12 protein-coding genes are annotated in these 13,119 nt (G+C 53.7%); 8 read left to right on the top strand and 4 right to left on the bottom strand.

Features of this window, described 5'->3' with window-relative positions; genetic code table 11:
- Positions 1–48: 48 nt before the first annotated feature.
- Positions 49–1,437: a pitrilysin family protein gene (locus INP78_RS03010; protein WP_194740699.1), complete on the bottom strand. Its 1,389-nt coding sequence runs from the start codon at positions 1,435–1,437 to the stop codon at positions 49–51.
- A gap of 190 nt (positions 1,438–1,627) precedes the next feature.
- Between INP78_RS03010 and ftsY the strand changes: the two genes are divergently transcribed.
- The 3 genes from ftsY to ftsX are packed head-to-tail and all read left to right on the top strand — an operon-like array spanning position 1,628 to position 4,213.
- Positions 1,628–2,614, top strand: coding sequence for a signal recognition particle-docking protein FtsY (gene ftsY / locus INP78_RS03005; protein ID WP_194740698.1), 987 nt, complete (start codon positions 1,628–1,630; stop codon positions 2,612–2,614).
- 5 nt (positions 2,615–2,619) lie between these two features.
- Positions 2,620–3,297, top strand: coding sequence for a cell division ATP-binding protein FtsE (gene ftsE, locus INP78_RS03000; RefSeq protein WP_194740697.1), 678 nt, complete (start codon positions 2,620–2,622; stop codon positions 3,295–3,297).
- 25 nt (positions 3,298–3,322) lie between these two features.
- Positions 3,323–4,213 carry a permease-like cell division protein FtsX gene (gene ftsX / locus INP78_RS02995; RefSeq protein ID WP_194740696.1) on the top strand — a complete coding sequence of 297 codons (891 nt, stop codon included), beginning with the start codon at positions 3,323–3,325 and terminating at the stop codon, positions 4,211–4,213.
- 637 nt (positions 4,214–4,850) lie between these two features.
- On the opposite strand, the gene INP78_RS02990 is transcribed toward ftsX, so the two are convergent.
- Both INP78_RS02990 and INP78_RS02985 read right to left on the bottom strand, forming a co-directional pair.
- Entirely contained in the window at positions 4,851–6,497 is a 1,647-nt protein-coding gene (locus INP78_RS02990; protein WP_194740695.1) for an electron transfer flavoprotein-ubiquinone oxidoreductase, read from the bottom strand.
- A gap of 13 nt (positions 6,498–6,510) precedes the next feature.
- Entirely contained in the window at positions 6,511–7,449 is a 939-nt protein-coding gene (locus INP78_RS02985) for a LysR family transcriptional regulator (RefSeq protein ID WP_194740694.1), read from the bottom strand.
- 150 nt (positions 7,450–7,599) lie between these two features.
- On the opposite strand from INP78_RS02985, the gene INP78_RS02980 reads away from it, so the two are divergent.
- The 3 genes from INP78_RS02980 to INP78_RS02970 all read left to right on the top strand — a co-directional run bounded on the left by INP78_RS02980 (position 7,600) and on the right by INP78_RS02970 (position 10,125).
- A complete protein-coding gene (locus tag INP78_RS02980; RefSeq protein WP_194740693.1) occupies positions 7,600–8,352 on the top strand; it encodes an electron transfer flavoprotein subunit beta/FixA family protein in 753 nt (250 codons plus the stop codon).
- Complete coding sequence (locus INP78_RS02975) at positions 8,349–9,278, top strand: FAD-binding protein (protein ID WP_194740692.1); 930 nt, start codon at positions 8,349–8,351, stop codon at positions 9,276–9,278. The genes INP78_RS02980 and INP78_RS02975 overlap by 4 nt, the downstream gene beginning before the upstream one ends.
- Positions 9,279–9,342: 64 nt before the next feature.
- Positions 9,343–10,125, top strand: a complete 783-nt coding sequence (locus INP78_RS02970) for a ferredoxin--NADP reductase (protein ID WP_019881630.1) — start codon at positions 9,343–9,345, stop codon at positions 10,123–10,125.
- Positions 10,126–10,171: 46 nt separating this feature from the next.
- Here the strand turns inward: INP78_RS02970 and INP78_RS02965 are convergent, their stop codons facing one another.
- On the bottom strand, positions 10,172–11,593 hold the full coding sequence (locus INP78_RS02965) for a DHA2 family efflux MFS transporter permease subunit (protein ID WP_194740691.1): 1,422 nt from the start codon (positions 11,591–11,593) through the stop codon (positions 10,172–10,174).
- A gap of 254 nt (positions 11,594–11,847) precedes the next feature.
- On the opposite strand from INP78_RS02965, the gene INP78_RS02960 reads away from it, so the two are divergent.
- Together INP78_RS02960 and INP78_RS02955 are read left to right on the top strand one after the other, a co-directional pair.
- Complete coding sequence (locus INP78_RS02960) at positions 11,848–12,498, top strand: hypothetical protein (RefSeq protein ID WP_368667962.1); 651 nt, start codon at positions 11,848–11,850, stop codon at positions 12,496–12,498.
- Positions 12,499–12,529: 31 nt separating this feature from the next.
- Positions 12,530–13,111, top strand: coding sequence for an outer membrane protein (locus INP78_RS02955; protein WP_194740689.1), 582 nt, complete (start codon positions 12,530–12,532; stop codon positions 13,109–13,111).
- Positions 13,112–13,119 lie beyond the last annotated feature (8 nt).

The following is a 13,119-nucleotide window of genomic DNA, read 5'->3' as shown; positions in this document are numbered from 1 at the left end:
TCGCCTGCCGGGCAGGCGCATTAAATTAAACCAGTAAAAAAAATACAACTAGTGCTGATGCGGGCGGCCAGCGGGTTTCTGGTCGGCTGTCATCGGTTGCGGATCCAGGCTGACCAGGGTCAGTTGGTCTGGCAACAAATATTTCTTAGCCACTGCCTGCACCTGTTCAGACGTCACCGCCTGCACCCTGGCAGCATTGCTTTGCAATAAGGACAAGGGATAACGCATGGTTTCCAGTTGCCCGATTTGCATGGCTTGATAGAACACGGAGTCGCGTTTATACACATCGGCCGCAATCACGGCGGCTTTCACACGATGTAATTCAGCGGCCGTCACGCCGTTATTCTTGAGCTCATCAATTTGCGCCCAAATGGCTTTAATCAACGCCTCCTGCGACACGCCATCACTCGGCGAAGCCGCGACCTCAAAGGTCGAGGTCTGACCACGATTGGTACTATCGTAAGCGGTATCAATTTCCAGGGCAATCGCCTGCTCGCGCACCAGTTTCTGGTTGAGGCGCGAGGCGCCGTTACCGCTTAAAATACTGGACAGTACTTCCAGCGCATAAGGTTCCCAGTCCTGTTCGCTATACGTCTCGCCATTCTTGAGGGCGGGCGCATGAAAGCCCATCACAAAATATGGCAGTTTGGCCGGGGCTTTAACAATGGCGCGACGCTCACCCAATTGCACAGGCTCGAGTTGTGGTTTACGTGCGGGCAAGGTTTTTGCCGCCACCTTGCCAAAGTTTTTTTCGGCCAGGGCAAACACCTCCTGCGCTTTAACATCGCCGACCACGACAATGGTCGCGTTGTTCGGCGCATACCAGGTGCGATACCACTCACGCGCATCGTCGGCCGTCATGTTTTCCAGGTCATTCATAAAGCCAACCACTGGCCGCCCATAAGGATGCGCCCGGTACACAGAAGCCTCAAACTGCTCGTTCACGCGTGATTGCGGCTTGTCTTCGGTGCGCCAGCGGCGCTCTTCTTTCACCACCTCAATCTCTTTGGCAAACTCGGCATCGGTGATTTGCAGATTGGCCATGCGGTCAGCTTCCAGCTTAAAAGAGAGTGGTAATCTGGATTTCTCCAGTTGCTGGAAATAACAGGTGTAATCTTTGCTGGTAAACGCATTCTCCTTACCGCCTGCCGCAGCCACCTGGCGCGAGAACTGCCCGGCGGGGACTTTTTGCGTGCCCTTGAACATCATATGTTCCAGCACATGCGCCACACCGGTTTTGCCATTCACCTCATCGAGCGAACCTGCGCGATACCACACTTGCGACACCACCACCGGCGCCCGGTGGTCTTCCTGCACAATGACTTTCAAGCCGTTTTTCAACGTCGTTTGTACAATCTCGGCCTGCCCAGGTAAGGCATACGCGCCAATCAGCGCCGCCAATACCCATGGAGACGCTACATTTATCGATGTTTTCATAGTGTGCGATGTAAAGAATGTCAGATTCAAAATAGAAGAACGTAATTAGGATGCAACCAAGTCTTGCTTGAGACCTGCCCGCAGTTGCGTTAGTTCGGGCGACACAGAAACAGCCTGCGGCCTGCGCCTAACCATGGCAGGAAACGTCGATTCAGCTTAAAATGACGATATTACCGAGTTTTCAGCCGCCATGTTTAATCCTTTTGCTAAAAAAACCGAGCCCGTCACCACGCCTGAAACCGAAGCCCCAGTCTTAAGCTGGACGCAGCGTTTAAAAAACGGCTTGTCCAAAACCCGCCAGCAGTTGGGCGGGCAACTCAGCGCCCTGTTTGGCGGCGGCAAGATTGACGAAGCTATTTACGAAGAGCTGGAAACCATCCTGCTGACTTCGGATGTCGGCGTCAATGCCACGCAATACCTGCTGGAGCAGCTTCGTAGCCGCGTTAAAAAACAAGACCTGCAAGACACCATCGCACTGAAACAGGCATTGAAAGACACCCTGCTGGAGTTGCTGGCACCCTTGCAATCGCCACTGGATATCAGCACCCACCGGCCTTATGTCATGATGATGGTCGGAGTGAATGGCGCGGGCAAAACCACCACCATCGGCAAACTGGCCAAATACCTGCAAGCGCAAGGCCATAGCGTGTTAATTGCGGCAGGAGATACTTTCCGTGCCGCTGCGCGTGAGCAATTACAGGTATGGGGCGAGCGCAACGATGTGCATGTCGTCGCCTCCGAAAGCGGCGACCCGGCAGCCGTGATTTACGACGCCGTCAACTCTGCCATCGCCAAAAAGATCGACGTCGTGATTGCCGACACGGCAGGCCGCCTGCCGACACAACTGCACCTGATGGACGAAATCAAGAAAGTGCAACGTGTGATTGATAAAGCCCTGCCTGGCGCACCGCACGAAATCTTACTGGTGCTGGACGCGAACACCGGCCAGAACGCCGTCAATCAACTCAAAGCGTTCCATGATGCGCTGGGGGTCACCGGCCTGGCCTTGACCAAACTCGACGGCACCGCCAAAGGCGGCGTCATTGCGGCGATTGCCCACCTCAGCCAGCAGTCGACCGGCAAGACGCCTGTACGCTTTGTGGGCGTGGGCGAAAGCATAGACGATTTGCGCCCGTTTAACGCCCATGATTTTGTAGATGCTTTACTGGACGACTAAGCCCCATGATCGCTTTTAACAATGTCAGCATGCGCTATCCCAACAGCGCACACTTGTTTCGCCAAGTCAGCTTTCACATCGACAAAGGCGACTTTGTGCTGGTCACCGGCCACTCTGGCGTAGGCAAAAGCACCCTGCTCAAACTCATGGCGGGCATAGAGTTACCATCCAGCGGCCATATCCTCATTAACGAGCAGGACATTAGCAAGTTGCATCCTAATGCCGTGCCCTATCTGCGCCGCCGCTTTGGCCTGGTGTTCCAGGACCACAAATTGCTGTATGACCGCAATAGTTTTGACAATGTCGCTTTGCCCCTGAGCATACAGGGGATCACCGGCGAAGAGGCCGCACGTCGCGTGCGTGCAGCGTTAGATAAAGTCGGCCTGCTCAACAAAGAAAAAGCCATGCCGATCACACTCTCTGGCGGCGAACAACAACGTCTGGCCATTGCGCGTGCCGTGGTCAGCCGCCCGTCGATTGTCATTGCCGACGAACCAACCGGTGGCCTGGACCAGGCTGCTTCACTGGAAATCATGCAACTACTCAAAGCCTTTAACGATGTCGGCGTCACGGTGGTCATTGCCATGCATGATGTCGCCCAGGTGAGCACCATTGCTTACCGCACCCTGCATATCGACCAGCAAACCATCAGCGCCATGCCTGCACAGGCGGCCATGCTATGACAGCCAGTATGAGGAGAATCGCGGTATGAAAAACTGGCTCAATCAACACGCACTGGCCATAGACCTGGTGTTACAACGCTTGAAATCGCACTGGCTGAACACCGTGACGATCTGTATGGTCATTGGCATTACAGTCACGCTCCCTGGCTTGCTGTTTGTCGCACTGGATAACTTGCAGGACATGTCACGCTCGATCAAACAGGATGCGCAAATCAGTGCCTTCCTCAAACCGTCAGTGAATGCCAACCTGATTCAGCGCCTGATCAATGATGTAGAAGCGTTGCCGCAAGTCAAAGAAGTGCGCTATGTGCCTAAAGAAGAAGCCATCAAGCAACTGGGCGCACAATTTGTGCAAAAAGACCTGCTGGTAGACTTGCCACAAAACCCGCTGCCAGACGCTCTGTTCATCACCCTCACAGACACGCAGCCAGCCTCCGTCAAACCGGTGCAGGACTTACTGCAAAAGCGTGGCGAAGTTGAAGAACTGGTGATTGATAGCGTGTGGATTGAACGCCTGCACTCCATGCTGGTGTTGGGTAAACGCATCGCCATTATTTTTGCCAGCCTGTTGGGCATTGCCATGATCACCGTCATCAGCAACACCGTGCGCATGCAGGTGCTGACGCACGAAGCAGAAATTGAAGTCAGCCGCCTGATTGGCGCCACGCATAGTTTTATCCGCCGTCCGTTTTTATATATGGGTGGCGCTTACGGCCTCGGCGGCGGCCTGATCGCGGTGGCATTGCTGTTTGCCATTGTGTGGAATTTAAAACAGCCGGTGCAGTTGCTGGCCAATAACTACCAAAGTAACTTCCAACTGGTCTTTCACCTATTTAATGTCGGCGGGCTGATGCTGGTTGTTACGACCACCATAGGGTGGATTGCTGCCTTTATTGCGTTGACGCAGAAACGATAGCAATCTCATTCGATTCCAATACTATGTAAGTAGCATTTCTTTTCGCCTTTCGGCGACCATTCTTTCTTATGCTTGTCCATAAGAAAGAAGGCAAAGAACAAGACACCCCAGCTTCCGCTTGTTCCCTGCGTTGCTCGTCAAAATAAGCGGTCACGAAACTCAACCTGGTAGCTCACACAAAGCGTGAGCTACTGCGGGATTCGGACAGTCGCTCCCTTCTTCCTTATTTTGCCTGCGCTACTCGGCGCGTCAGATGGGGACCCCGAACACCATGCGACTGCGACCACTCGCGAATTGAATAAGAAAAAAATCTGGTTTTTGAACCGCCCAAACTGCGACGAGGTTAGTTTGGCGAGAATAATCCCATTCCATCACGCTGAGTAGCGGAGACGAAGTGGGAGTAGTCGGCCATCGTCTGTTCGAGTTCCGCGGTGGCTTGCGTAGTGTGCAAGCCGCTAGGGCGAGTTTCGATGGACGCCCACGTGAAGTCCGTTAACGGACGAAAGTCCTAGGTTGAGCAACGCAAGGGAGCCGTAAGGCCGTGATGGCTGGGTGTCGTCCTCTTTGGTTACTTTCTGGGGGACAAGCACCAGAAAGTGACTCGCCAACAGGCGAAAAAGAATATCAAATACCCCTATCACTGAGAAACGTAATTCGGTCCGCTTCCACCTTCGGGTGGCACCCAGTTAATATTTTGCGTCGGGTCTTTAATATCGCAGGTTTTGCAATGAATGCAGTTTTGCGCATTAATCTGCAAGGCTTTTTCACCGGCCTGCTCGACAAACTCATACACCCCTGCCGGGCAATAACGTTGCTCCGGCCCCGCATAACGTGGCAGGTTGACGCGCACCGGCATATCCGCCACACCCAGTTTCAAATGGCAAGGCTGGTGATCATCATGCGCAATATTGCACAAACTCACAGAACTCAGTTTATCGAATGTCAGCACACCGTCGGGCTTGGCATAAGTTGGCTGGCGGCTGTTTGCCGCATCAGCCAGCGTAGCATGATCTGCGGATGTATGTTTGAGTGTCCAGGGCAAGGTGAAGCCCCAACTGGATAGCCACATTTCTGCACCGCCAAGCACGGTGCCCACCCAGGTGCCCCAGCGCGACAAATAAGGTTTGACGTTGCGCACCGCAGACAACTCCTGCCATACCCAGGAATCACGCAGTTTTTGCGGATAGCTGGTCAACACTTCCGGGCTACCTTGCTGCATCGCTTCAAATACTGCTTCCGCCGCCAGCATGCCGGACTTCATGGCGTAATGCGTGCCCTTGATTTTGGGCACATTGACCAGGCCTGCGCTGCAACCGAGCAACGCGCCTCCAGGGAACGCCATCTCCGGCAAGGACTGTATGCCGCCCTCGGAAATCGCGCGCGCGCCGTAGCTCAGGCGTTCGCCGCCTTGTAGCAATGCTTTCAGCTTTGGATGCGTTTTATAGGTTTGGAACACATCGAACGGTGACAGGTATGGATTGCTGTAATCCAGGTGCACCACATAACCGACAGAGACCAAATTCTCACCATGATGGTAAATAAAGCCGCCACCGCCGGTATTCGCCTCTAGCGGCCAGCCTAATGTGTGCTCAATCAAGCCTTTCTGGTGCAACTCAGGCTTCACACGCCATACTTCCTTGAAGCCAATGCCATATTTGGCCGGGCTGGAAGCCGCACGCAAACCATAACGGGCCTCGAGTTGTTTAGTCAGCGATCCACGCGTCCCTTCGGCCACCAGGGTGTATTTGGCGCGGATTTCGATGCCAGGCGTGTAATTGGCAGTCGGGTTGCCCTGCTTATCCAGGCCCATATCGCCAGTAATGACGCCGACCATGCGGCCCTGTTCGTCGTAGCTAGGTGCTTGTGCAGAAAATCCGGTATAAATCTCCACACCTAGTTGCTCGGCCTGCTCCGCCAGCCAGCGGCACACATCACCCAGGCTGATAATGTAATTACCATGGTTGCGCATCAACGGTGGTAATGCCCAGTCAGGCATGCTCCACGACTTTTCCTCGCCCAGCACGACAAAGGTATCTTTATTCACGGCTGTTTTGAGCGGCGCGCCCTTAGCTTGCCAGTCAGGAAACAGCTCCTGCAGGGCTTTCGGATCCAGCACGGCGCCTGAGAAAATATGGCTGCCGACTTCAGCGCCTTTTTCCAGCACACATACGCCCAGCTCCTGGCCTTGTGCCTGTGCCAATTGCTTGAGACGGATGGCGGCCGACAAGCCCGCCGGGCCTGCCCCAACCACCAACACATCATATTCCATGACATCTCTGTCCATACTTCCTCCTCCGTCAGGCAATCGCCGGAATATCGATCAGGTCGCTACGCGTTGCCCCTTGGGTAAACGCCTGGCAAAACGCCAGGAACTGTCGAATGCCACCGGTCTGGTATTTTTGCCTGTGCCATAAAAAATAAAAATTGCGGTGAAACTGCAAGCTGTGGTTCTCAATCGGCACTAGGCTACCGCGCCTGAACGCGTCCTTGAGGGCCAGCCGTGAGATGCAGCCGATGCCAAGGCCGGACTCTACTGCGCGCTTGATTGCTTCAGTATGTTCCAGCTCCAGCGTAATATTAAGACGCGAATAATCCTGCTTGAAGGCGCGGTCAAAGGTTTCGCGCGTGCCAGAGCCTTTTTCACGCACGATCCACGGTTGCAGCAATAAATCTGACTTATGGATGGTTTTACCGGTTTGCGCCAGTTGTGCCAAGGGATGCGTGGGTGCCGCAAAAATCACCAGTTCGTCGGCAATCCAGGGCGCAACGGCGATCTCCGGATGATTGCATTCGCCCTCTATCATACCCAAATCCAGCGTGTGATTCGCAATCTGTTCGACGATGGTACGCGTATTCTGCACCTGCAACTGGATATGACTTTGTGGATATTGCTGCAAAAATTTGGCCACCAGCAAGGTCACCAAGTAATTACCAACCGTTAATGTCGCACCGATTTTAAGGTTGCCATAGCCCTGCTGGCCCTGCAACATGCGCTCGATTTCACGCGCCCTATCCAGCAGCTCTACCGCCTTGGGCAACAGTTGCTGACCACTTTCATTGATGCGCAAAGACTTACCGACGCGGTCAAACAACTGGATATCAAACTGCTTTTCCAGCTCAATCAGCGCAGTGCTGGCGGCGGATTGCGACAAGGCGAGTTGGTCACAGGCGCGCGACACACTGCCAGCGCGACTGATCGCGACAAAAATCTCCAACTGTCTGAGTGTGTACTTCATTGCAGGGTAAGGGATTGCGCGACATTTGCGCCGCGTCAAAATCAATCTACAAAATAGATATATAATATTATAATAATCAATTTAATAAATATTACAAGCTAGCTTAAAATGCTCGGTTACGAGTAAAACCCCAACAAAGGCAAACGTTTTATGAAAGCACTGGTAGCGATCAAACGGGTCGTTGATTATAACATCCAAGTCCGCGTCAAAGCGGACGGTTCAGACGTGGATATTGATGGCGTGAAAATGGGCGTGAATCCATTTGACGAAAATGCGATTGAAGAAGCTATCCGCCTCAAGGAAAAAGGCATTGTCACTGAAATTGTTGCCGTGACGATTGGCGGCGCCGCTAACCAGGACATTCTGCGTCACGCCCTGGCCATGGGCGCTGACCGTGCCATGCTGGTCGAAACACAGGACACCTTGCACTCACTGGGCGTGGCCAAAGTATTGAAAGCCGTGGTCGAGCGCGAGCAACCACAGTTGATCTTGCTGGGCAAACAGGCGATTGACGATGATGCAGGCCAAACCGGCCAAATGCTGGCAGCGCTACTGAAGCTGCCTCAGGCAACCTACGCTTCGCAAATCACGATTGAAGGCAACCAGGCCACCGTCGTCCGCGAAATTGATGGCGGTACACAAACCCTGGCCGTCAGCCTGCCAGCCGTGATTACCGCTGACCTGCGCCTGAACGAGCCACGTTACGTCAAATTGCCTAACCTGATGATGGCCAGAAAAAAACCACTGGAAAATGTGCCATTGGAGACACTGAATGTTTCCGTCACGCACAACGTGCAACAACTCAAAGTCGCCACCCCACCTGCCCGCCCTGCCGGCATCATGGTGAAGGATGTGAATGAGTTATTGAGCAAATTGCGTACGCACGAAGGGATCATCGGATGAGAACACTGATTATTGCCGAACACGACGGCCAACACTTGAATGAACAAGTCGCGCGTGCCGTGACTGCTGCCCAACAATGGCAACAACCGGTTGACGTGCTGATTGCCGCCGCACAGCCAGATGCCTTGGCTGCACAAGCCGCTGCCTTGCAAGGCGTGAGCAGCGTATTGGTTGCCAGCGACGCAGCATTGCAGCACCCTACCGCAGAACACCTGGCAGACATTATTGTGCCACTGGCCGCCAACTACACCGTGGTGCTGGCAGCGCACAGCGCTTTCAGCAAAAACGTGTTGCCACGTGTAGCCGCCTTGCTGGACGTCAACATGCTGTCAGATGTGCTGGAAATTGTGAATGCCAACACTTATGTGCGTGGCATTTACGCAGGTAACGTACTAGCCACCGTGCAGAGCAGCGATGCCATTCAAGTATTGACCGTGCGCGGCAGCAAGTTTGCCGCTGCTGCGGCGGGTGCGACTGCCGAAGTGAAAACCATCACTGCGCCAGCAGCTCCAGAAGGCAGTCGCTGGGTAGCCGAGGCGTTTAACAAATCCGAGCGCCCAGCACTGACTGCCGCTAAAGTGGTGGTTTCCGGTGGCCGTGCGCTGGGCAGTGCTGATGCATTTGCCCAAGTGATCGCGCCATTAGCAGACAAACTGCATGCCGCCATCGGCGCCAGCCGTGCCGCGGTGGACGCAGGCTATGCGCCTAACGACCTGCAAGTCGGCCAGACTGGCGTGGTGGTTGCGCCTGAGTTATATATCGCTGTCGGTATTTCCGGCGCTATCCAACATGCTTACGGCATGAAAGATAGCAAGGTCGTGGTGGCAATTAACCAGGACCCGGAAGCGCAGATTTTCAAGATTGCAGATTACGGATTAGTGGCTGACTTGTTTGAAGTCGTGCCGCAACTGACCGCTGCGCTATAATAGCCTGTTAGAATAAACCCTTTAAATTCAACCCCTTTGCCTAGTCGCGAGTAAAAGATAAGACATGAGTAATAAAAAATATTCCACCGAAACGATTTTGAGCGTTCATCACTGGAACGACACCTTATTCAGCTTTAAGGCCACTCGCGACCCAGGTCTGCGTTTTGAAAATGGCCAGTTTGTGATGATTGGGATGGAAGTTGACGGTCTGCCTTTGACCCGCGCTTACAGTATCGCCAGCCCAAACTATGAAGAGCATCTGGAGTTTTTCAGTATTAAAGTGCCTAACGGCCCGCTGACTTCACGCCTGCAACACTTGAAAGTGGGCGACCCATTATTGGTAAGCCGCAAGCCGACCGGCACGTTGGTCACACACGATTTGAAACCAGGTAAAAACCTGTACTTCTTCTCTACCGGCACTGGTCTGGCGCCATTTATGAGCCTGATCCAGGACATCGAAGTGTATGACCGCTTTGAGAAAGTCATCCTGATTCACGGCGTGCGTTACGTCAACGAGCTGGCCTACGAAGAGTTCATCACCAAAGATTTACCGAATAACGAATTCTTTGGTGAAGAAGTGCGTAACAAGTTGATTTACTACCCAACAGTGACACGCGAGCCGTTCAGAAACCAGGGCCGCCTGACTGACCTGGTGGAAAGCGGCAAACTGTTCGAAGATATTGGCTTGCCACCATTGAACCCAGAAACAGACCGCGCCATGATTTGCGGTAGCCCGGCGATGTTGGTGGATACTGCTGCCATGCTGGATAAACGTGGCTTCAAGGTGTCACCACGCATTGGTGAACTCGGTGACTACGTGATTGAAAAAGCGTTCGTAGAGAAGTAAGCGCTTCAGGACTGGCTGTGATTGCAAAATCACAGCCATTTTTTCACTATTCTCGTTTCGCGTCCTTCATGCCTAGCGCGGCAATCATTGCCAGCGCAAACACTGCCGATAACAGCAAAAAGCCTTGTGCATAGGCTTCAAAAATCCCTGGCGTCACTATGCCACACACACGTTCGCGCCACTCCATAAACACCGCCATCATGGTCACGCCGACCACGCCACCTAACTGCCTGGCATAACTGACCACCACTGAAGACTGGCCTAACTGGTGCGGCTCCATTTCATGCAAGGTCGCCAGATTGAGTGCGGGTAAAATGAGACCCAAACCAATCCGGCCAACCACCGTGGCTGACACAATATCCCAGTACTGTACCTGCCTGGCCGCCATCGCAAATACCAGGAACGAAGCACCGAACACCATTAGACCAGCCAGCGTGATGCGCTTAGGCGAGAAACGGTCTGCCATACGCCCGGCAAACGGAATCGTCAGCACCAGGGCCAACCCGGAAGGCAGCAATAACAAACCCGCATCTGTGGCTGAATAAGCCATGGCGTTTTGCAAAAACACCGGAATCAGATAAGTCGACGCATACAAACCAAAGCCATAAGCAAATGCCACCAAGGTGCCGCGGCTAAACGTCGGCCGGTTAAACAAATGCAACTGGATAATGGCGTGCGGCAACTGGTGCGCATGGCGCAGGTAACAGATCATGGACACCACCGTCAGCGTCGCCTGCCCCCAGGTCCAGGCTGAGGCTAGGCCGCTGTGGTGCAAGCTGGAGACAAACTCGACCAGGCCGATGGTGGCGGCCGACAGCCAACCCAGGCCGGGCCAGTCAAAGGGCTTGATAGGGTTTTTACGCGGTGCGGGTAGCCAGCGCCAGGCACACAATAATGCAATGAACGCAAACGGCACGCCGAGCAGAAAAATGGCGTGCCAGCCAAACTGGTCGAGGATCCAGCCACTGATAGACGGTGCAATCGCGGGCGTAAACGCAATGCCCACGATTAAAATGCCCGAGGCACGGCCCTGAATATTAGGCGGAAATAACCGCATCAGCGCCATCACCCCCAGCGGCTGTAACACCCCCGCCGCCAGGCCTTGCAGCAAGCGCGCAATCACCACCTGCACAAAGGTGTGGGCATAAAAACCTGCCACACTGGCGGCAATCAGCAAACACAGGGTGGTGATAAATACGCGGCGCAAACCGAAACGCTCCAGCCACCACGCAGCGGGCAACATGCCGATGGTCATCGCCGCTAAAAATGCCGTCATCGCCCACTGCACATGGTCTTGCCCCAGGTGGAAGGTATGCGTCAGCGCGGGCACCGCCACATTAAAGCTGGAGGTACACAACACCCCTGCGATGGTACCGACGCCGATAATAATCAGCACCATCCATTTATAACGGTCACCATAGCGCTGCGACAGCGCTTCAAAAGAAAGAACCTGTGTATTAGCGTGCATGATGATTCACGGTTGTTAAGGAATAGTTGTGATCTGACATCACGCTGACCATAGCATGCATTTTTTGCAGAGTCACCTGCTGAGACTGTGCAAAAAAAGCAGGGTTCACCTCGACTCCCAGCCCCAGCACCTTCCACTGCCGCAAAAAATCAATCGCAAGCCCATGATTTCTTTAAACAATATCCCATCCCCCACACACCATGCAGACTGGCACTCTTATTGCAAAAAAGAACTTATTTGAACTGGGAGCCATTGTGAAACGTTTAATCATATACACCTGCCTGGCCTTGTTGACGCGCGCCGCTTTTGCCGATGAAGCCCTGGACAACGAACTGGCCAGCCTGCAACACGCCTGGGCAAAAGCCACGTACCAAACCAGCAAAGATCAGCAAGAAACCGCTTTTAAAAACCTGTCTGAACAAGCGCATCAACTGACGGCAAAAAATCCGGAGGCGAATGAGGCCCAAATCTGGGAAGCGATTGTATTGAGCGGTTATGCAAAAAGCATGGGGCCGCTACACCCGGTCAATGCCTTAAAAGCCGCCGAGCAGGCCCGCGATCTATTACAAGCCAGCATCAAAAGCAATCCGCAGGCACTGAATGGTTCCGCCTACACCACGCTAGGTTCGTTATATTTCCGCGTACCCGGCTGGCCGATTGGCTTTGGCGACAAGAAAAAAGGCCGTGAATACCTCGAAAAAGCCCTGCAACTCAACCCGACCGGCATAGACAGCAATTACTTTTATGCCGATTATCTGCGCGCACAGGGGGATTACGGCCAGGCCGTAACCTATTACCAGAAAGCCTTGCAGGCACCGGCGCGCCCTGGGCGTGAAGATGCAGATGCTGGCCGCAAACAGGATATTGAAGAAGGCCTGAAACTGGCGCAAAGCAAACTTAAATAAGAATGATCAATCATTGATTGGAGAAAGCAACATGCGTAAACACGCTATTTTATGGTTGATCAGTAGCCTGACATTCGTGGCACCCCTGTGTGCCAGTGCAGAAGGCGCGCGTGCGGAAGGCGCGCGTGCGGAAGGCTTTTATGCCGGCGCAAATCTGGGCCTAGGCATGCCCAACTTGAAAACCCCTAACGGGGTCGACAAAGACAGCCAGGCCGTGGCCGGTATACTGGCTGGCTACAAATTTAACCCATACTTTGCCGTCGAGGGCCAATATACCGGCATCGGCAAAGTCACCGACAATGTGCATGGCAGCGTCAAGGCAGATGCGCTCAGCCTGACTGCCGTCGGCATTTTGCCACTCAACGATGCTTTTGATGTGTATGGAAAATTAGGGGTTGCCGCCACCAGCAGCAAAGTGTCAGGCATCGGTGCTTATGACGATGCGACGCACATGGGTGCCACCTATGGCCTGGGTGCGGAGTACCATTTTGACAAAGCGATTTCGATGCGCGTGGGCTGGGATCACTATCGGGCCGAAGTCGACGTCAATGGCGGTGGCAGCAAATCTTTTGATTCCAATGTCACCACAGTAGGTGTGGTTTACCACTTCTAAATGCCAAA

It is taken from the genome of Methylophilus sp. 14, assembly GCF_015354345.1.
Classification (GTDB): Bacteria; Pseudomonadota; Gammaproteobacteria; order Burkholderiales; family Methylophilaceae; genus Methylophilus.
Note: the sequence above shows the minus strand (reverse complement) of the source record. Positions and strands in the feature narration are given on the sequence as shown.